Here is a 20,234-nt window from a genome sequence, read left to right as displayed (position 1 = left end):
GTCTGACATATGTACGAGACGATTCTGATACCGTACGACGGGAGTGACGAGGCGAAGAAAGGCGCGCGACACGGCGTAGAACTGGCGGCGGCGCTTGGGGCCGAGGTCCACGCGCTGTACGTCGTCAGTCCACCGGGGGCGCCGCGGGCGCTCGCCCTACGTGACGACGAAGAGGAGGTGCGCGAGCGCTATCGGGAGTACGGTCAAGAGGCGCTGGACAAAATCTCGGACATTGCGGCAGAACACGGGGTCGACTGCACGACAGTAATCCGCAGCGGCTCCGTGAGCGACGAAATCGTTGATTACGCCAGCGAGGAAGGGATGGGCGCTATCGTGATGGGATCGGCCTACCGCGGCAAGCTCGGCAACATCCTGGGCGGTACCGCCGACAAGGTCGTCCGAAGCGCGACGGTCCCGGTCATTACCCAGCGGATGCGTGTCGACGAGGTCTAAGCGTCGAGCAAATACGATTCGCGGAGGTAGATGGTGAGGCTGGCACACAGGAAGCTGAAGCCGGCCAGCCGGAGGTTGCCGTTTGCCATCCCGAACAGCGCGGCGCCGATCAGCACAACTGCGAGTGCGGCCGCCCCAGTCGCCGGTACGTTGGCCATGTCTCGCGTAGCCGTGTGGCGGCACAAAGTGTGTTCCCCCCGCGTCCGTCCAACATGGCGGGAAACACAACATGACATCTTCCGTTCATGAGCGGAGAATAGGCGGTGATGAACTGGTCGCCACCCAATTATTTCTACTTTCAGAAAAGAAATAAAGACAAATCGGCCGTCAGCGTCCGTATAGAGGCCGAAATATTTGGGTTGACACTAGGGTGCGGATAACATTTATCAGTGAATCGGCCAAGCATGGTGATGACGTTGTGTACCATTGGCACGCGTTAGGCACACAGTCGGCACCATCGGCGGTGTCGCTGCATAGCACGGCGTATAACAGACGGACGGATGAATAAACAATGCATATGAAACACCACAGTATGGGGGAATAACGAATGTCAGACGCTGACGAGACCACGGGCGAGATGTCCGACGGACTGCAAGTAGAGCTGTTCCACCCGGAATCGGACCGTGAACCGGGGGACACGAACATACAGAAATTCGGCTTCGATATTCACCCGGTCGTCTTCCCTGTAGCGCTGGTAATCATCGCGGCGTTCATCGCGCTCACCATCGGGCTCGGGGATCAGGCCTCAAGTGCCTACACCGCGGTGTTCAATTTCATTAATAGCACCTTCGGCTGGTTCTACATCCTCGCGGTGAACCTCTTCATCGGCACTATCCTTTACTTCGCGTTCAGCAAGTACGGGAACATCCGTATCGGCGGTGTTGAGGCTGAGAAGGAGTTCAGCGACTTCTCGTGGATGGCGATGCTGTTCAGTGCCGGTATGGGAATCGGCCTTATGTTCTTCAGCGTCGCCGAGCCGATGTGGCACTTCGGCAGTAGCGCCTCCGACTTCATGGTCGTCCCACCGGCATTCGATGCCGCGGGCGGGACGGGAGCAGCCGCGAATGCCGCCATGGCACAGACGTTCTTCCACTGGGGCTTCCACCCGTGGGCAATCTACGGACTGGTCGGCCTTGGGCTGGCGTTCTTCTCGTTCAACCGCGGACTTCCGCTCACCTTCCGGTCGATCTTCTGGCCGCTGCTCGGCGAGCGTATCTACAGCTGGCCCGGCCATCTGATTGACCTCGTGACGGTGTTCGCCACGCTGTTCGGCCTGGCAACCTCGCTTGGCCTCGGCGTTGCACAGGTGAACACGGGGCTGTCGTTCGTGCTCGGTGATACGCTTGGACTGGTAAGTATCCCGACTGGGACGATTCCACAGGTGCTGCTCATCGCTGGAATCACCGCTATCGCGACGGCATCCGTCGCGGCCGGTCTTGACGGCGGTGTCAAGCGGCTCAGCACCATCAACCTCTACCTGATGTTCGCCCTCCTAGCGTTCCTGCTCATCGTCGGACCGACGGTGTACATCTTCGGCACCCTCGCCGACGGGCTGGGAACGTACCTGGGCAACTTCATGAACCTCGCCTTCTTCACCGGTACCGTCGGCGGTGCGGCTGCGTTGGGCGGCTACACGGTGAAAGGGTGGATGGGAAGTTGGACCGTCTTCTACTGGGGCTGGTGGATTGCGTGGTCGCCGTTCGTCGGCATGTTCATTGCGCGCATCTCGAAGGGACGGACCGTCCGTGAGTTCGTTCTCGGCGTGCTGTTCCTGCCGGCCCTGTTCTCGTTCCTGTGGCTGTCGACCTTCGGCGGGTCGGCGCTGTGGGTCGAACTCCAGGGCGGCGGCGGGATTGCGTCGGCTGTCATCAACCAAGGACAGACGATCGCGATGTTCTCCATGCTGTCGAAGTTCCCGCTCGGTGCGGTGTCGGGACTGCTCGCCACGCTGCTGGTCATCACGTTCTTCGTCACCTCGTCCGACTCGGGGTCGCTGGTCATTGACCACCTGACCTCGGGCGGCAAGCACGATGTGCCGAAGGTCCAGCGTATCTTCTGGGCGGTCACCGAGGGCGCCGTCGCAGCTGTCCTGCTGATTGGTGGCGGTCTGACCGCACTCCAGACGGCAGCCATCACGACCGGACTGCCGTTCGCAGTCGTTCTGTGTCTGATGTGTTACACCGTGTATCTCGGGCTCGACAACGAGTACGAGATCCTCGAATCCGAGGCATTCGCGGAACGCATTCAGGACATGACTGCAGAGGGCGATGTCGACGTGGTCACCGCGGGCGATGAGATGGTGACCGATGTCCGGGACGACGACGCAACCAGCAGCGACTGACGGTTGTAGTCAGTCTCGGTTTTTTATTTCGACCTGAATAGCGCCGCAGCTGGCCTTAGTAGTAGTCCCACTCCTCGTCGTCCTCGCCCCGGCGCGGTTCGTCGCCTCCCTCGCGCTCATCCGGCCACTCAACACCATCTCCACGAAGGTTCCGATACGCGAATGCCCCCAGCGCGACGAGCATCAACAGTAAGACCAGCGTCGCGAGCGTGACGGCCACCTGCGCGAACGACCCCACCAGCCCGTCACCGACCGCCTGGAGCGGCACCATACCGACGGCACGTGCCGCCACAAAAAGAACGTTACCCGTTCATTTGTACCGCGCAGGACAGTCAGCGCCGCGCTTCTGACTCGACTGTCCGGGCGCCGTGAATCCAGTGTCGGGTCGGGCTACCGAGGCCGACAGCGGCGACAAGGAGCCAAACACCGACGGCGAACGGCGTCGACAGCAGTAGCCATGGCACAGCGCTGAGCGCCGCGCCGACGACCGCGCCATGGAAGACGCGTCGTTCCCCCTCGATCTCCGTGAGGTACGCGCCGACGACGAGATAACCGTAGCCCGCAAGCGCTAGCACGGCGGCGCCAACCACGAGCGTCCCGCCAAGCCGCCCGGCCTCACCGCCGACTCGGGATACCTGTGTGACAAGGTAGCCACCGAGGAAGACGACTAGCGCAAACGCCATCACCCCGTAGACGACGGCAGCCGGTGAGCCGTCGAGTGTCCGGTCGATAGCGCGGTCGACAGTCGGACCACGTTGGCTCGCAAGTAGCGCTCCGACGGCCAAGACGAATACGAACGACAGCGCGGCCTGAGTGGGACCGGACAGTGCGACGAGTGCGCCGGGACCATCGAGCTGCGCGACCGGTAAAGACACAGGCGGAGAGTCCACGCATAGACCTGTATGTATCGGCGTGAAAAGCTGTCGACCGTCCGGAGCGAACGGTTGACTGGGTGTAGCTGGCGGGGCACTTATTGCCTTGAGGGTCGTATTTCCACACAGTGACAGATGCGTTACAGACCCTGTTTCGCGGGGTCAAGGGAGCCGGCAAGCGAATCATCGCACCGCTCCAGCGGGGCGACGGTCCCAACAAGTTCCGGCTGTCGGCAGTAGATACAGCGACCACGACCCATGACGGCGACAACGGCTGGGCAAAGCGACCGCCTGCGACCCTCGAGTGTCCTCGGTGTGAGGCAGATATCCTCCAGCACAACGCACGAGACAATATCGACTGTCCGCGATGCGTTGCAGAGTTCAGCCACGAGGAGTTCCCCGACCTTGAACTGAAGAGTCTCACCTGCCCGGTGTGCCGCAGTGAGATGACCCACGGCCAGCGTCATCCAGAATCACTCGACATCGTCGAGTGGGCAACCTGTGATGGCTGTCGGTATCACTGGGAGTTCAAACACTCATACTCAGATTAACCTCCGTCTGGGGCTGAAGCCAAGGCTCTTCGCCTCTATCCGTTCTGAGAATCGAACGCGGTTGCCTCTACGGTCCGCACGGCGGCGGCATTTTCTGCGACATCGTGGACACGAACGACGTCTGCGCCCTGCTCGGCGGCCAGCGCCGTGGCAGCGAGCGTCGGTGGCAGCCGTTCGTCTGATGTCTCAGCAATGTTCGCAAACATCGACTTACGCGAATGGCCAACCAACACGGGGCAGCCGAGTGCGCGGAACTCGCCGACGCGACCGAGCAGTTCGAAGCTCTCGCGGGCGGTCTTCCCGAACCCGATTCCCGGGTCTACGATAATCTGCGAGCGGTCGAGCCCGGCCCGCTCAGCCGCAAGAAGACGCTCCGAGAGGTTCTCGCGGATATCATCCACGGGATCGTCGTACTCGGGGTCGTTCGACGGATCAACCGGTGTGTCGATGGAGTGCATAAGAACGAGTGTAGCATCGTACTCAGCCACGACGAACGGCATCTCCGGATCCTCAAGTCCGGAGACATCGTTGATGATGTCTGCGCCTGCCTCCAGTGCTGCCCGTGCGACCGCTGCCTTTCGCGTGTCGACCGAGATTTGCACGTCCAGCGACGTGAGTGCCTCGACAACCGGCCGGACACGGTCGATTTCCTCCTCGATAGGGACGGGATCGGCGCCAGGCCGGGTCGACTCCCCACCGACGTCGACGATATCAGCGCCCTCGGCGACCAACTCCTTCGCGCGGGCCACCGCCGCCTCCCGGTTGTCGTACTCACCACCGTCGTGGAAACTGTCCGGCGTCACGTTCAGAATCCCCATCACCGCAGTCGAGTCCACAGGCAGGGGACCAGCACGGTCTGGTGGGGAGAGAGCCGTCTCGATCTGCGTTGCAAGCCGCCGCAGGCCTCTGTCATCGGTGTCGAGGGCGCTCGCCAGTGCGTGGAGGTCGCGACGGCTCCCAGCGAGGACCGTCTCGACGTGCTTCGGCGGCGTGCCGATGGTCGATTGTCGACACTCGACGCCGACGGCTGTCGCCTGCTCTGCGACGACCGTGGCCTGGCCGCGTCGGAGCCGAACCCGTAGGACGCGGGGGTCGACGGCGTCAGCGGCGTCAGCCTCGTACGTCGCCCCAGCAAGCGAGGCAGCGACCTTTGAGCCATCGCCCGAGACTGGGACAACGGTCCGTGTCCAGCGCTCGCGCGCCTCCGCAACGACGTATAGCGAGCCGGTCACCAATACCAGGTCTGACTCGTCTGCAGCGGCAAGCGCCCGCTCTGTCGCCTCCGGTACGCAGCTTACCTTCTGGACGCGAGCCGCCCGTCCGTCGAAGGCATCCGCAAGCCGGATCACCTCCTCCGCGCGGTCGACGGAAGGTCGGGTGACGAACGCGGCCTCAGCCGCCGGCAACTGCTCCACCATCCGCCCGTACTCTTTGTCTGCCATCGCGCCGAAAACCACGTAGAGATTCTCGTAGGTACACCGGTCGAGGAGGCGCCGGACCGTCTCGACGGCCGCTGGATTGTGCGCGCCGTCAAGCACGACCCGCGGGTCGGTGTCGACGGTCTCAAATCGGCCGGGTTGGTGTGCCTTCCGGAGCCCCGTCGCGAGCGTCGACGGTGCAATGTCGGCGACTTGCCGGGCCAGCATCGCAGCGACACCGGCGTTGGTCGCTTGGTGCTGGCCGAGCAGTCCGAGTCGAGTCTCGAGCGCCCAATCTGGCCCAGTGATCGACACCTCGCTCTCGACATCGGAGGCCATCCCGTGCTCGATGGCCCGGACATCAGCCTCTTCGCCGCCAATAGTAACGACATCGGTCACCTCGCGGATGGCTGCAAGGGCCTCTCCCGTCGCTGCGGTGACGAGCGGCTGGTCGCTCGGCGCGACCTGGGCCTTGTCGCGGGCGATTTCGGCGACAGTGTCACCCAGTAGATCGGTGTGTTCGAGGCTGACGCTCGTGACGGCGCTCGCAACGGGATCGACGGCGCTTGTGGCATCGTACCGCCCGCCAATCCCCACCTCAAGGATGGCCACGTCGACATCGGCCTCGGCAAACTGCGCCAGCGCAACAGCAGTGAGGGCCTCGAAGTGCGTCGGCTCGTCGTCGTCCGCACGAAGCCGGTCGAGACACGGCGCTAGCGCGTCGACGCGCTCAACGACAGCCGCCTTCGACATCGGGCGACCGTTGACACACACCTGCTCGCGAAAGCCGTTCAGTCCGGGGGAAGTGAACGTCCCGATATCGAGGCCGGCCTCGCGGAGCGCCCGCTCGAGCAGCTGTGCGGTCGACCCCTTTCCATTCGAACCGGCCACCTGCACGCAAGCGAGCTGCTCGTGTGGATTCCCGAGATGCGCGAGCATTCGCTCGGTCGTCTCGATGCCGAGTTTCGGCCGGCGCTGCTGGAGCGAGAGAAGCCGGTCGGCCGCCTCGTGGTACTGCATACGTTCACCCGCGTATGTCGGTCAAAGAAGCTGTCGCCACCGCCGGACGGCGGCCGGTTGAGGCGGCCACTCCCGGCCGAGAACCTCGTTGTCTCGGTGAGCTGGTATATCGAGGCTCGACGGCGCTCAAGGCCGCTCGCAAACACATCCAGTCGCCGTAGTATCAACTATACGAAGGTTATTATCATGGCGTAGGGAAGGTCAGGTAATGTCTTCACAGGACGGCACTCCCGAGCCGATACCGACGGACTACGAAATCGCACAGTCAACAGAGATGGAGCCCATCTGGGAACTGGTCGAGCCATGGGGGCTCGGCCTGGATGATCTCCAGTACTTCGGCGAGTACACGGCAAAAGTAAAACACCACGCCATCGAGCGGCTTCGCGAGCAGGCCGAAGAGAAGGCGAATAATCTCGTGCTCGTCACCGGGATGACACCGACGCCGAAGGGAGAAGGCAAGACGGTGACGACAGTGGGGCTCGGCCAGACACTCAACCACATCGGCGAGGAGGCAACCATCGCCATCCGCGAGCCGTCGCTGGGGCCAGTGTTCGGCGTGAAGGGAGGCGCCGCTGGTGGCGGCCGGTCGCAGGTACTCCCGATGGAGGATATCAATCTCCACTTCACGGGCGACCTGCACGCGCTCACGTCAGCACACAACCTCATCGCGGCGATGGCCGACGCCCGGCTCTCACAGGGGAACGACCTCGATATCGACGTGAACGACGTTGCCTGGCCACGGGCGCTCGACATGAACGACCGGGCACTCCGGGAGACCGTCGTTGGGCTCGGCGGCAAGTCGGGCGGGACTCCTCGGGAGGACAACTTCATTCTGACCGCCGCTTCGGAACTGATGGCCGTTCTCTGTCTCGCGGATGACTTAGGCGACCTGAAGGAGCGGGTCGCACAGATGATTGTCGCCTACGACACGGACGGGAATCCGGTCACGGTCGACGACATCGAGGCGACGGGCCCGGCGACGATGCTGCTACGTGACGCAATCAAGCCGAACATCGTCCAGACAATCGAGGGAACACCTGCGTTCGTGCATGGTGGCCCGTTCGCCAACATCGCCCACGGCACCAACTCCCTGATGGCCGACAAGGCTGCGTTTGGGCTGGCTGACTATCTCGTCACGGAGGCTGGCTTCGGGTCGGACCTCGGCGCTGAGAAGTTCATGAACGTCGTCTGCCGGATGGGTGATATGACGCCGAACGCGGTCGTGCTGGTGTCGTCCGTCCGCGCGCTCAAATACCACGGACTCGATATGTGGCCGGCCGACTTCGACGAAATCGACGCGGCGGGCGTTGACGCCGTCGAGGCTGGGTTCGAGAACCTCGACCGCCATATCTCGAATCTGCAGAAGTTCGGGATGCCGGTCGTCGTCGCGGTCAACCGCTTCCCAGATGATACCGACGAGGAGGTCCAGGCAGTGCTCGACCACTGTGCGGAGTTGGGCGTACGCGCCGCCGAAAGTGAAGTGTTCGAACACGGGAGTGAGGGTGGTGAAGCGCTCGGCGAGCACGTTGTCGACGCCGTCGAGACGAGCGACGAGGACGACTTCGAGTATCTCTACCCGGACGACGCACCGATTCAGGAGAAAATAGAGACGGTTGCAACCGAGATTTACGGGGCCGATGGCGTGAAGTTCACCGGAAGCGCGCTCGACGACATCGACCGGATGGACGATCTTGGCTTCGGTGACGTGCCGGTCGTCATGTCGAAGACGTTCCACTCGCTGAGCGACGACGCGAGCAAGAAGGGCGCTCCATCCGGCTGGGAACTCGAGATCAGCGAGGTGTATCCGTCGGCCGGGGCTGGCTTCCTCGTGGCGCTCACGGCCGACGCGCTCACGATGCCCGGGCTCCCGCAGCGGCCCGCAGCGGCCGACATGGACATCGACGACGACGGTAACATCTCCGGACTGTTCTGAGCTAATCGCGTCTCCCGAACTGGGGGTAAACGCTTTTTTGGCGGCTGCCGCCACCACAAACGATGGTCAAGTGGCCGTGGCGCCGCGCCGCCGGTGAGAGCGAGACAACAGAGAGTACCGACGACCAACACGCCGAGGCAGTCGTCGTCTGTCGGGTCCAGGACGCAACCCTCGCCGTCTACGAGGACCGAATCGTCATCGAGCGGGCGCGTCGCTCGCGGTTCGACGACGTGACAGTACCGCTCACGGAGGTGGTCGGCGTTGACTACGACGAAGGGCTCACCATCGGCTACCTCCAACTGGAGCGGACCGGCGTCACACCCGATGCAGGCGGGCTGCTGAGTGATCCGGTCAACCCGCAGACGGTCCATTTCGGCCGCGGCGACCGGGACTGTGCCCGCCGCGCACGCGACGCGATTCTGGAGCGGGCAACCGGATGAGCGAGGTCAGTCGTCGCTGGCGACCCGGCGGTCGGTGTCGAGCCGGGTGAGTGCATCGGCATCGGCATTCTCGCCAAGCGGCTCCAGCCGGACGCTCGACACCTTGTACTCGGGGATTCCCGCCTGTGGATCGAACGTCTCGCCGGTGAGCTTGTTGACCGCCCCCGCGGCGAAGTGCATCGGAATGAAGAGCGTTCCCTCGCCGACCCGGTCAGTCACTTGGGCGCGGACGACGATGTCGCCGCGTCGGGACTCGACACGAACGTAGTCGCCATCCGCGACGCCGAGCCGGTCGGCTGTCGTCGGGTGTATCTCGACGAAGCTCTCGGGGGAGTGACTCATCAGCCCCTCAACACGGCGGGTGATCTGGCCGGTGTGCCAATGGTAGAGCACGCGGCCCGAGGTAAGCGTGAGCGGGAACTCTTCGTCGGCAATCTCGCCAGGATGACCGCCGTCGGCGGGAACGAACCGCGCCTTGCCGTCCTCGAAGCCGAACTCACCGTCCTCGTAGTCGTAGAGATACGGCGTGCCTGGGTCGTCGAGGTCCTCGCACGGCCACTGAAGACCGTGTTCCTCACCGGCTTCAAGTCGGTCGTAGGTGACACCACCGTAGATGGGGACGAGGTCGTTGATTTCGGCCATCACCTCTCGCGGATGGTCGTAGTCCCAGTCGTAGCCGAGACGGCGAGCCAGCTCTTGGGTGATCTCCCAGTCCTGTCGGGCATCACCCGGCGGCTCGGTGGTGGGACGGACCCGCTGGATGCGCCGCTCCGTGTTCGTGAACGTGCCGTGTTTCTCTGGCGAGGTCGCGGCGGGTAGTATCACGTCGGCGTGCTCTGCCGTCTCGGTCATGAAGATGTCCTGTACGACGAGGAAGTCCATGTCGGCGAGCGCGTCGGCGGCGTGCTGGATATCTGGCTCGGAGAGCGCGGGATTCTCCCCGACGACGTACATACCGCGGAGGTTCCCCTCGTGGGCCTCCGCAAGCATCTCGGGGACCTTCAGGCCGGGTTCCTCGGGCGGGCGCTCGCCCCACGCGTCGGCGAACTTCGCGCCAACATCGTCGTCCGCGGGGTCCTGATAGCCCGGCAGAGAGCCGGGGAGTGTCCCCATGTCGCCACCGCCGCCCTGGACGTTGTTCTGGCCGCGGAACGGCGACAGTCCGGCGCCAGGTTTGCCAAGCTGGCCCAACACGAGCGCGAGATCCGCCATCGCGAGCAGGTTCTCTGTGCCGTGGCTCTGCTGGGTCAGCCCCATTGCCCAGCCGAAGACGACCGAGTCGGCGGCAGCGAGTGTCTCGGCTGCCGACGCAAGGTCCTCTGGCGAGACGCCCGCCAACTCTTCGACCGTCTCCGGCGTGAACGCCTGCACCTTCTCTTCGAGCGCGTCGAAATTCCGCGTGTTTCGCTCGATGAACGCCTCGTCGTGGAGGTCATGTTCGATGATGTAGCGGATTAGTCCGTTGAGCCACGCCACGTCGTAGCCCGGATTCGTCCGGGTGTACTGGTCGGCGTGCTCCGCAATCTGGACCTTCCGCGGGTCGAAGACCACCAAGTCAGCACCGTCGCGGACGTTCCGCTTGATTCGCGTCGCGAGCACGGGATGCGACTCGGTGGTGTTCGATCCCGAGATGAGGTAGGCGTCGGCCTCACCGATATCCTCGTTGATGCGGTTGGTCATCGCGCCAAAGCCGAGCGTCTGCTGGAGCGCCGCAACCGTCGAAGAGTGACAGAGCCGTGCGCAGTTGTCGATGTTCTTCGTCCCGAGCACCTGTCGGGCGAACTTCTGGACGAGATACGCCTCCTCGTTCGACCCTTTCGAGGAAGCCAGACAGCCAAGCGCATCGACGCCGTGTTCGTCCTGAATCTCGGTGAGTCGGTCGGCGACGTAATCCAGCGCTGTCTCCCAGTCAGTGGGTTCGAGTTCGCCGTCGTCGGTGCGGACGAGCGGCTCGGTCAGTCGCTGTTTGCTGTTGGCGAACTCGTGGCCGAACTTCCCCTTCACGCAGGTGGAGAAGTTGTTCGCGGGCGCGTCGCTGGGGTCGTCGACAGGGACGACACCGAGCGACTCGTCGTCTTTGCCCCACATCTCGAAGCGACAGCCGACCGCACAGAAGCCACAGGTCGTCTCCTGTTTGTCGATCTTGCCGAGTCGGTAGTCGCTGACGACGTTCGCGATATCGAACAACCGGCCCTCGGGAAGCGTGTTCGCCGCGATGGATTCGGCAGTGTGTTCGCCCACGAGGAACGCCTTGTGGCCAACTTGCTTGGCGAGGTCACCCGCCCGGTGTTTCGTCTCGGCCATGAACCGGGCGACGCCGCTCCGGTCGTCGGTCGAATCGGCCCGGGGACGGTTCGGGGCGGGCGTGTCGTCTAACGTCTCGACGGCCTCGTGTTCGATGACCTTGCCGATGGAGTTGCGCTGGGTGAACCCTGGCAGCGGGAGGGTCGCCGCGCCACCGATGCCTTTCTCGGTGAGGGCGCCGGTCGGGCAGACCGTCGCGCAGTGACCGCAGGAGACACACTCGGAGTCGGCCATCGTCTCGGCGTCCGACTGGAATCCGATGCGCGTGTCCTCGCCGTGGCCCTCGATCCGGAGCACCCCTTCCACCTGTACATCGTTGCACGCGTCGACACACCGGTTACATAGAATGCACTTGTTGCGGTCAATCTGAATGAACGAGGACGTATCATCCAGCGGTTCGTACTCCTCGCGATCATCGAAGACGCCGTACCGGGGGTGGTCGACGCCTTCTGAGATGGCAGCGTCCTGTAGTTCACACCGGCCGTTGCCGTTACACGTCGTACACCGGAGATTATGGTTCGACAGGACGAGATCGAGGTTTACCGAGCGTGCCTCCTCGGCAGCTGGGGCGTCCGTCCGCACGGTCAGGCCGTCCTCGGCAGGGTATGAACACGACGGAACCAGTCCGTGGGCATCCGTCTCGACCATACATGTCCGGCATTCGCTGCGGGGGCCGACCGCGTCGCTACAGTCCCCCTCACGGTCGTAGTAGCAGAGCGCCGGCACGTCAGCGTCCTCGACGCCCTCGGCGCCGGGGTCGACTGACACCACGTCGTCGTCCAGTTGCTCGAGTGCGTCCACGAGTGTCGCTCCGGATCCGACGGTGACCTCGTGGCCGTCGACGGTGAGCGTCGCCGGGACATCGCTACCGACGTCCGGGTCGTCGGCGGTGCCGGTCTCGAACTCGGCGGTGACAGGCGTCTCCGGACGCGGGTCCTCAAGGTTCGGCACGCCCGGCAGTGGGTCGTCGGCACTCACGCAGAATCACCACACGCGCCGGCAGTACACCGGCCATCAGCGTGAGCGCGAAACTCCGGCTCGAACTCGGCAAGCGCTGTCCGGACCGGGCGAGGGGCGTGTGCCCCGACCTGACAGTTGCTGGAGCGGGCCATCACCCGCCCGAGTTCGTGTATCTCCTCGGTCGGGAGCCGGCCGTCGTACACCTCGCGCAACAGTTCGACCAGTTGGACGGTCCCTTCTCGGCCCGGAACGCACCGGCCGCTGTTCGCCTCGGCGGCAAAGCGGGCGCGCTCGCCGACGGCTGCGACGACACACCGCCGCTCGTTCAGAAGTTCGAGGACAGCGTCGGTACCGAGGCCAGCCGCTCGGCGCGACTGGGCGGTCGGCGCCACGTCTAGATCGCGCGTGATACCCCCGAGGACGCCCCCGACGCAGGCCAGTTTGAACGGCCCCTCGAGGTCGACGGCCGCGCGAGCCGACTCGAGACTCCCGTCGGCCGCCAGCTCGACCGTCGCGGGCGCAGCGACATCGCCAGTGACGGTGAGCACCCGCGTGCCGGGGTCAGCGGTCTCGGGGTCGAATGCCGACGGGTCGTGGAGTCCGCGGCGGACCTGTGCGAACGTCCGAGGAGTGTGGAGCGCTGTCGGCCGACCATACAGCCCGTGTGTAGCCGGGCCTGGCGGCTGGAGCCGCGGCTCGACTCTGTCGGCCCCTTCCAGAGCCTCGAGAGCGGCTGTCGGCTCACCGGCCCGATACTCGTCGGGCCCAGCAACGACCTGCACCTCGACGGGGAGTGCGTCGGCCCGGTCGGCTGCAGCACGGACGCGCCGCCCAAGCGCGCGGTCTGACTCGTTCAGGTGGACGACGACATCTGTCGCGTCGATGCCGCGGGCGACAGCAGCAGCGCCATCCAGCACCGCCAGCGGCGCCGCCGCGAGCAGCGTCCGGTCGGCCTGTTGGCGCTCGCTCGACTCGTTGGCGTTGACGACGACAACGGGGTCGCCGGCCGTGTCGCGGATTGTCTCCCACGTCTCGCCGACGGGCTCGTCGGCAGCCGCGTCGCCGCGGCCGCGGCCGCGCAGGTGGTCGACCGCCGACAGACGCAGGTCTGCCGTCGAGACGAATGGCACGTCGGCGGGCGCAAGCGGGTCGATCCAGCCACAGGGGCCCAGGAGCGCCCGCCGACCAACCGCGAGCGGTCCCGAGTCGGGGACGGGGAGTGTCGACGTTTCGGGGTCGTGGTCGACGACGGCGGCGGCCCCATCGGTCGGGAGCTGGTCGGCGAGTGTCCCGGCAACGCGCTCAACCGTCGTGGCGTCAGGCGCGGGAAACAGGGCCGTCTGTCCGGCCCGTGTGGCTGCGACAAGCGGCTCCCACGCATCGACGCCGGTTGGGCCCGTCGCAACGACTGGGACATCCCCCGCCTCACGTGCGGTTGCGAGTGTCGTCTCGCCGCGGCCGGGCGGGGTTGCCACCCTGAGAAGCGGGGACCGCCCGAGCGTCGACTCGCTGTGCGTCATCTGTTCGCACGACCTCGTTGCATTGTGCGAACGTGGGGATACGTGGACAAAAATCCCCGACAAGCGCCGGGGTTGGCGCACGCTGGCACGACCTTACAGGCAGGCGATACATCGTGTGGCTACAGACGGAAGGGCTTAGCCGACGGGGGACCGCGGATGCGCATGGCGAATCCACAGTTTGAGCAGGTCCGGACGGAGGCGGCCGACGCTATCGTCGACGGCGATCTCAGATCCGTGTACACGGGGCTCGTCCGTGAGGACGGCCGCCACGAGTACTACTTCGGCAACGATACTGGCGACGCCGAGGAGCTGCGGGAGGCGGCAGCAATCCAGCTCGGCATGCTGCTCCGGGTGCTTGCGGCCCGGTCCGAGCAGTCGCTCGAGGAAGTGGCCGACTTGGCCGTCGATCGAGCCGAAGAGATGGAGCTACGGTAACTACTCGACGGCTCCGATAGCCTCGATTTCGAGCGCAGCGCCCTTCGGCACGTTCCCCACCTCGACGGCACTGCGAGCCGGCGGGTCAGCCTCGAAGTAGTCGCCGTACGTCGCGTTCATCTCGTCAAAGTCGTCGATATCGTCGAGGAATACCGTCACTTTCAGCGCCGCGTCGAGACTCGACCCGGCAGCCTCGAGCACCGCCGCGACATTGTCGAGACATTGCTCGGTCTGGACGGTGACCGATTCGTCGTCTAACAGGTCGCCATCGGTCGTCAGCGGCAGCTGCCCGGCGGTGAATACCAGGTCGCCGTTGGTCGTCGCCTGACTGTACGCGCCGACAGCCGCGGGGGCGTCGTCGGTACTGATGGTCCGTTTCACGGCCGGCCGTTCCACTCCGGAGGTGTTGAAACCCGCGCACCACCGGGCAAGACCACGACCTATCGTACAGCTGTCACCTCGTGTCAGGCGTTGATGACGACGATTGCTACGAGTGCAAGGCCGATGCCTGCCACCTTCGAGAGCGTGACTGGTTCCCCGAGGACAGCGACGCTGATGACTGCTGCGGTAACGAAATACATGCCGCCAATCGTGGAGACGATTGCCGTCGACCCGACCGTGACGCCGATAAATGTGGAGACGACGCCGACAGCGGCCGCCACGCCTGCGGCGGCCGCGTACACGAGTCCGCGGCTCGAGACCGCCAGCGACGCATCTGAGACCGCAACATACAGCCCTGTGACGACAGCAGCGGTCAGATACGAGACGAACGCGGCCATCTTCGGGTCGATGGCGTTAGAGGCTACGTCGCCAAGAACAATCCAAAATCCCCACGCGAGCATCGTACCGACACCAAAGAGCACCGCTGTGTTCACGCCAACCACCTGATCGACTCGACCGAAGACGAGTGCATGACCGGTGGTTCACATGGGGGTATATTGGATGGTGGGGGCGACGACTTATTATCCCGCACGACGAGGAAGTGTGGTAGTGACCGACACGCAGGAGGGGGTAGACGACACGACGCTACAGGAGGTGTTCTATCCCGACAGTCGTATCCCGCTCGTAGAGTGGCGGGAATTCTCCGGTGGAAAACCGACGGTGCTCCTGACGGGCATTGCGACCATGCTCGCGTTCATTGCTGGGCTGTCGAACCTCAGTCAGACGGTCATCCCGCTCGATGGACCGCTGGCATCGGTGCTCCCGGAAGCAGCAGCATTCGCACGGTTCGGCGGCGTGCTGTTCGCGTTCGCGCTCGGGCCCGTGGTGGTCGGCCTACGCCGGCGGAAACGGCTGGCCTGGCAGGCGGCGGTCGTCCTCGTGCCGGCGTTGGCACTGCTCCCACTGACAACGTTTGCGGCGACGGACGTGCCACTGCTCGCGGCCGTCGTTGCGACCACGCCGCTGCTTGTGTACAACAGAACCGCCTTCGATCAACCAATCGATCTGTCACCGCTCCAAATCGCAGCACTGTCTGCGATCGTCGGGGTTGTCCTCTACGGAACGATGGGTGCCTACGGGCTCCGCACCCAGTTTCTCGGGCTCAATACGTGGGGCGACGCGGTCTACTACGTCATTGTGACCGTCGCGACGGTCGGCTACGGCGACATTACGCCAACGACGCCGGTCGCACGGTGGTTCTCGCTGTCGATAATCTTGTTTGGGACAGGCGCATTCACCGTCTCCGTTGGCGCCCTCATCGGCCCAGCAATTGAATCGCGGATGGCCGCCGCATTCGGAAACATGACTGCCTCAGAACTCACCTTGCTCGAGGACCACGTCGCGGTGCTCGGCTACGATGACCTGACGGAACCGCTACTCGACCAACTTGATGACGACACAGAGCGGGTGGTCGTCACGTCGGACTCCGACACGGCGGCAGCCCTCGAGTCGGAAGGAATCAACGTCTTGACCGGCGACCCCACCAACGAGTCGGTGTTGCGGGACGCACGCGTCGGAACGGCACGCGGCGTTGCTGTCGGCAGTGGCGACGACGCACAGGACATACTGACCGTGCTCGCAGTGCGCAACGTCGCACCCGACGTTCGAGTCGTTGCGGCCGCGACCGACCTCCAGCACGTCGAGAAGTTCCGCGAGGTCGGGGCTGACGAGGTAATCAACCTACGGGCGGTCGGCGGTCGCCTCCTCGGTGAGTCGGTGCTCGCCGACGAGACACCTGACGAGTCGCCTCCCGAAGAGGACCCGACACCCGATGAAGGAGGCGAGTGACACGGAGCGAGCGGACGCCCACTTCTTCAGCGGTGGGAGGATGTCAACCATCGTACGGTAGGCCTTTGAGTATCCGGGACGCTAACAAGACACGTGGCGACAGACGTTGACCGCACAGGGTCGTCTGCAACAGACCTGCTTGTTCCGCTGTGTGCGCTATCAGGAGCCATCGTGCTCGCGGGCTTCTTTTTCCCAGAGTTCGTCGGCCGTGCGGTGTCCGGGAGCGGCTGGCTCGCGGTCGCGCTGGTGTTTTTCGCGTCGGGCTTGGGGTATCTGGCGCTGTTGCCGTACGCGGAGGATGAGCGGACGACGACAGCAGCCGCGTATCTGCTCCGGGTGCGCCGCGCCGACATCAAGACGCTCGCACGGACGTTCTTTACACGGTTCGATCCGGTCGTCACGGCGGGGCCAGTCTGCGTCTTCGGGCTGTACTTTCTGGCCCAACTGGTCGCGCCGGCGGCGGCAACCACCGGCGTCAACAGCGTCGCACAGGTGCTGTTGCGTCAAGGCGGGCCAGTGTTCCTCGCAGTCACGCTGATCGCCGTCGCGTACTGTCTGTTCCTGCTCGTTGGGCCGTGGGGCGATATTCGGCTGGGCAGTCCCGATGCGGAACCCAGTTACACCTATCCAACCTACTTTACACTCATCTTCACCGCCGGCATCGCCGCGGGCGTGGTCTTCTGGGGGCCGGCGGAGGCGTTGTTTCACTACCGTGATGCGACGCCGTACTTTGCCGCGGCGCCACAGTCGAGCGCAGCCGTCACGGGAGCGCTCACCTACACGCTGTTCCACTGGGGCGTCTCGGCCTGGAGCGCGTACACGGTCCTCGGTGTCCCGATCGCCTACTACGTGTTTCAGCGGGGCGCGCCGCTGCGTGTGTCGTCGATTTTGGCGCCATTCCTCGGGGTAGACGGACTCGACTCACTGTGGAGTCGACTGGTAGACACGCTGGCCGTGTTCGCGACTATCGGTGGTATCGCAACCTCGGTCGCGCTGGTCAGCGAGCAGTTCCTCGCGGGTATCGCCTTCGAATGGGGTGTCACGACCGGCGGCCTGGGGCCGGTACTGTTCGTCGCAGGACTGGCGCTCATTTTCGTTGTGTCGGCTGCAACGGGTGTCCACCGCGGTATTCGTCGCATCGCAGGTGTCAATGTCGTCCTGTTCTGCCTGTTCGGTGGACTACTCGCGGTCGTCGGGCCGCTTGGGTTCGTGCTTACCGAGGGGAGCGCCGCTGTCGGCGCCTATATCGGCAACTTCGTTCCGCTGAGTCTCTACACGGGAGGTGAGTGGGTCACGAACTGGACCGTCTGGAACTGGTCGTGGTGGTTCTCGTGGGCCCCATTCGCTGGGCTGTTCATCGCCGCGTTGTCACGTGGCCGTCGTATCCGGACCGTTGTGTTCACGAGCGTCGTTGCAACGGCGGCCGCGACGACGCTGTGGTTCCTGCTGTTCGGCGGCACTGCCCTGTGGGTCCAGCGCGTTGGACAGACAGACGTGCTCGCTGCAGTCGCCTCGCGCGGTGGTAGCGAGGCAGTCGCCGGCTTCCCGGTACTTGCTGCACTCCCGCTGGGACAACTGCTCGTCTTCCTATTTCTGGCACTCATCATCGTGTTCATGGTCACCTCCGCAGACACCTCGACGCTGGTTGTGTCCGTGCTGGCAACGCGCCGGAGCGTCGCACCGTCAACGAGTGACATCGCGTTCTGGGGACTGGTACAGGGTATCGTAGCCACCGCCGTGATCGTCATTGGAGGCGGCGAGACGCTCCAGGCATTGGCCGTCCTCACTGGCGGGCCATTCGCCGTGCTATCGCTCGTCGCACTCGCCGGGTTGACAATGACGTGTCGACGCCGCGAGCGCGGCCACACCTCGCTGGTCGCCCGAGTCACCACGCGACTCCCGACGATCCACACACACCACGATATCGACCCGTCGGACGAGGAGTAGCCGCCACAGTGCCCACCGCTGGAACGTCACCTCCACAATACGTCAACGCAGACGCCGACCGCTGCGGAGGTGCGTACGCCGACTCGCGCGGCCCACACTGTCTGGACGAACGAGTCGGGAGGTGTCGTGTGTCGACTGCTCTGTGAGCTTCTGAGCATGATATCGCCGCGTTCGCTGTCGTTGTATCGATATAGTTGATAGACGTTTGCACAAGCGTCGGTGGCCGAGGGTGTCGATGTGCGTCAGGTGGATAGATGATTTCACCACAGTCCACGTATGCGGGGACTTCAACGGACGGAGTATTCCTCCTGAGTAGCTATACTGGTGGTGTGCGACCGGGTGGCAAGCGCGGGTCGGATCGGCATAGCGGGACCGGCAACGGAGCGGCTGCAGGGCTTGGTCCGGATGTCGACGGCTCGTCCACAGAGACGCACGATGACAACGATAATCGATGGGAACGCGGTAGCAGACAGTATCGAAGATGGCGTCGCTACATGCGCGAGCACACTCGCAGATGCGGGTGTGACGCCGAGTCTCGCGACCGTCCTAATGAGCGACGATGGAGCCAGCGAGACGTACGTCTCGATGAAACAGCAGACCTGCGAGACGCTTGGCATCGACGGGCGTCACGTCGAGATTCCCCCGGACGCGCCCGCGGAGCGACTCTTCGACTGCATTGACGAACTCAACGCTGACCCCGAGGTCCACGGTATCCTCGTTCAGATGCCCGTGCCAGACCACATCGACAAGGCGGCGGTGTTGGAACGTATCGATCCGATGAAAGACGTTGATGGATTCCACCCGGAGAACGTCGGCCGGTTGGTGGCGGGCAATCCGCGATTTAAACCCTGCACCCCCCACGGCGTCCAGAAACTCCTTGCCGCCTACGACGTGGAGACGGAGGGAGCCGAGGCGGTGGTGGTCGGCCGCTCGGATATCGTCGGCAAGCCGATGGCGAACCTGCTCATCCAGTACGGAGATGGTGGCAACGCCACCACAACGGTGTGTCACTCCCGAACAAGAGATCTCGCGGCAAAGACCCGGGCGGCGGACATTGTCGTTGCCGCCGCCGGGGTTCCAAAAATGATAGACGCAGAGATGATCGACCAAGGGACGACGGTCATCGACGTTGGCATCAACCGGGTCGACGCAGACACGGAGAAGGGGTACGAGCTCGTCGGTGATGTCGACTTCGAGAATGTCAAATCGAAGGCTGACATCATCACGCCTGTCCCGGGCGGTGTCGGCCCGCTTACCATTGCGATGCTGATGTACAACACGGTGAAGGCTACCAGTCTGCAGTCAGACGTCCCGATCGACCTACCATGACGGCAGCCACTGGGCGCGGGCGATGTGCGTCGGTGTCTGGGCGGAACGGCGAGTGGTGACGGATGGCCGAACGGGCTACGATGAGCCGTCGGCGCTGGCTCGCGGCGCTTGGCAGTACAACCGTGCCGTTGACGGCTGGATGCATTCGGTCGGATACCGAAGCCACCGCCCCGCCGTGTGCGGATGCCTTCCAGGTGACCGAAGAGCGGGCACAACTCGGCAAGGGAGTTGTACCAGTCGTCGAGTTACAGCTTGCGAACGTCGGATCTACCCCCATTGGGTATGACCTGCTGGTGGTGTTCCAGCAAGGCACTTCACTCGGAATCGATGCCCGGACCGGGCGTGCCCAGTTTGCCGGCGCGCTCGGCCCAGATGAGACACGGAAGGTGACGGCTACCGACGACGGCAAGGATGCCAAGAACACGCAAATGTACGAACTCGAGGTGGAGCTGCGGTGTAGAACGAGTGCGACACCGGAGTGA

The 20,234-nt window shown here is 64.2% G+C and carries 18 protein-coding genes; 10 read left to right on the top strand and 8 right to left on the bottom strand.

Annotation, left to right across the window (positions count from 1 at the left end):
• Positions 1–9: 9 nt before the first annotated feature.
• Positions 10–453, top strand: coding sequence for a universal stress protein (locus tag ABEJ63_RS01830; RefSeq protein ID WP_375794637.1), 444 nt, complete (start codon positions 10–12; stop codon positions 451–453).
• Here ABEJ63_RS01830 and ABEJ63_RS01825 read toward each other — a convergent pair.
• On the bottom strand, positions 450–611 hold the full coding sequence (locus ABEJ63_RS01825; RefSeq protein WP_375794636.1) for a hypothetical protein: 162 nt from the start codon (positions 609–611) through the stop codon (positions 450–452). The two genes, ABEJ63_RS01830 and ABEJ63_RS01825, sit on opposite strands and share 4 nt — an antisense overlap.
• A 389-nt stretch (positions 612–1,000) precedes the next feature.
• On the opposite strand from ABEJ63_RS01825, the gene ABEJ63_RS01820 reads away from it, so the two are divergent.
• Positions 1,001–2,794 carry a BCCT family transporter gene (locus tag ABEJ63_RS01820; protein WP_375794635.1) on the top strand — a complete coding sequence of 598 codons (1,794 nt, stop codon included), beginning with the start codon at positions 1,001–1,003 and terminating at the stop codon, positions 2,792–2,794.
• Positions 2,795–2,849: 55 nt separating this feature from the next.
• Here ABEJ63_RS01820 and ABEJ63_RS01815 read toward each other — a convergent pair whose 3' ends face one another.
• Together ABEJ63_RS01815 and ABEJ63_RS01810 are read right to left on the bottom strand one after the other, a co-directional pair.
• A complete protein-coding gene (locus ABEJ63_RS01815; RefSeq protein ID WP_375794634.1) occupies positions 2,850–3,065 on the bottom strand; it encodes a hypothetical protein in 216 nt (71 codons plus the stop codon).
• A 61-nt stretch (positions 3,066–3,126) separates the two neighbouring features.
• Positions 3,127–3,684, bottom strand: coding sequence for a hypothetical protein (locus ABEJ63_RS01810; RefSeq protein WP_375794633.1), 558 nt, complete (start codon positions 3,682–3,684; stop codon positions 3,127–3,129).
• A gap of 110 nt (positions 3,685–3,794) precedes the next feature.
• Between ABEJ63_RS01810 and ABEJ63_RS01805 the strand changes: the two genes are divergently transcribed.
• Positions 3,795–4,217 (top strand): hypothetical protein, encoded by a 423-nt coding sequence (locus ABEJ63_RS01805; protein ID WP_375794632.1) that lies wholly within the window; start codon positions 3,795–3,797, stop codon positions 4,215–4,217.
• 35 nt (positions 4,218–4,252) lie between these two features.
• On the opposite strand, the gene folP is transcribed toward ABEJ63_RS01805, so the two are convergent.
• Positions 4,253–6,655 carry a dihydropteroate synthase gene (gene folP, locus ABEJ63_RS01800; RefSeq protein ID WP_375794631.1) on the bottom strand — a complete coding sequence of 801 codons (2,403 nt, stop codon included), beginning with the start codon at positions 6,653–6,655 and terminating at the stop codon, positions 4,253–4,255.
• Between the two features lie 208 nt (positions 6,656–6,863).
• Between folP and ABEJ63_RS01795 the strand changes: the two genes are divergently transcribed.
• Together ABEJ63_RS01795 and ABEJ63_RS01790 are read left to right on the top strand one after the other, a co-directional pair.
• Positions 6,864–8,588: a formate--tetrahydrofolate ligase gene (locus ABEJ63_RS01795; protein ID WP_375794630.1), complete on the top strand. Its 1,725-nt coding sequence runs from the start codon at positions 6,864–6,866 to the stop codon at positions 8,586–8,588.
• A 62-nt stretch (positions 8,589–8,650) separates the two neighbouring features.
• Positions 8,651–9,028: a hypothetical protein gene (locus tag ABEJ63_RS01790; RefSeq protein ID WP_375794629.1), complete on the top strand. Its 378-nt coding sequence runs from the start codon at positions 8,651–8,653 to the stop codon at positions 9,026–9,028.
• 6 nt (positions 9,029–9,034) lie between these two features.
• Here the strand turns inward: ABEJ63_RS01790 and fdhF are convergent, their stop codons facing one another.
• Together fdhF and ABEJ63_RS01780 are read right to left on the bottom strand one after the other, a co-directional pair.
• A complete protein-coding gene (fdhF, locus tag ABEJ63_RS01785) occupies positions 9,035–12,310 on the bottom strand; it encodes a formate dehydrogenase subunit alpha (RefSeq protein WP_375794628.1) in 3,276 nt (1,091 codons plus the stop codon).
• Entirely contained in the window at positions 12,307–13,812 is a 1,506-nt protein-coding gene (locus tag ABEJ63_RS01780) for an NADH-ubiquinone oxidoreductase-F iron-sulfur binding region domain-containing protein (protein WP_375794627.1), read from the bottom strand. The genes fdhF and ABEJ63_RS01780 overlap by 4 nt, the downstream gene beginning before the upstream one ends.
• Before the next feature lie 162 nt (positions 13,813–13,974).
• Here ABEJ63_RS01780 and ABEJ63_RS01775 point away from each other — a divergent pair, with 162 nt between their 5' ends.
• Positions 13,975–14,247 (top strand): hypothetical protein, encoded by a 273-nt coding sequence (locus ABEJ63_RS01775; protein ID WP_375794626.1) that lies wholly within the window; start codon positions 13,975–13,977, stop codon positions 14,245–14,247.
• On the opposite strand, the gene ABEJ63_RS01770 is transcribed toward ABEJ63_RS01775, so the two are convergent.
• Both ABEJ63_RS01770 and ABEJ63_RS01765 read right to left on the bottom strand, forming a co-directional pair.
• Positions 14,248–14,628 (bottom strand): Rid family detoxifying hydrolase, encoded by a 381-nt coding sequence (locus ABEJ63_RS01770; protein ID WP_375794625.1) that lies wholly within the window; start codon positions 14,626–14,628, stop codon positions 14,248–14,250. It lies immediately after the preceding gene.
• Positions 14,629–14,711: 83 nt separating this feature from the next.
• Entirely contained in the window at positions 14,712–15,122 is a 411-nt protein-coding gene (locus tag ABEJ63_RS01765; RefSeq protein ID WP_375794727.1) for an EamA family transporter, read from the bottom strand.
• A gap of 115 nt (positions 15,123–15,237) precedes the next feature.
• Between ABEJ63_RS01765 and ABEJ63_RS01760 the strand changes: the two genes are divergently transcribed.
• The 4 genes from ABEJ63_RS01760 (at position 15,238) to ABEJ63_RS01745 (ending at position 20,234) form a co-directional block, all read left to right on the top strand.
• Positions 15,238–16,476: an NAD-binding protein gene (locus tag ABEJ63_RS01760; RefSeq protein ID WP_375794624.1), complete on the top strand. Its 1,239-nt coding sequence runs from the start codon at positions 15,238–15,240 to the stop codon at positions 16,474–16,476.
• 93 nt (positions 16,477–16,569) lie between these two features.
• Positions 16,570–18,423, top strand: coding sequence for a BCCT family transporter (locus tag ABEJ63_RS01755; protein ID WP_375794623.1), 1,854 nt, complete (start codon positions 16,570–16,572; stop codon positions 18,421–18,423).
• 435 nt (positions 18,424–18,858) lie between these two features.
• Positions 18,859–19,752 carry a bifunctional methylenetetrahydrofolate dehydrogenase/methenyltetrahydrofolate cyclohydrolase gene (locus ABEJ63_RS01750; protein ID WP_375794622.1) on the top strand — a complete coding sequence of 298 codons (894 nt, stop codon included), beginning with the start codon at positions 18,859–18,861 and terminating at the stop codon, positions 19,750–19,752.
• An 80-nt stretch (positions 19,753–19,832) separates the two neighbouring features.
• Positions 19,833–20,234 (top strand): hypothetical protein, encoded by a 402-nt coding sequence (locus tag ABEJ63_RS01745; RefSeq protein WP_375794621.1) that lies wholly within the window; start codon positions 19,833–19,835, stop codon positions 20,232–20,234.

It is taken from the genome of Halosegnis sp. (assembly GCF_042216475.1).
In the GTDB taxonomy this organism is placed as follows: domain Archaea; phylum Halobacteriota; class Halobacteria; order Halobacteriales; family Haloarculaceae; genus Halosegnis.
Note: the sequence above shows the minus strand (reverse complement) of the source record. Positions and strands in the feature narration are given on the sequence as shown.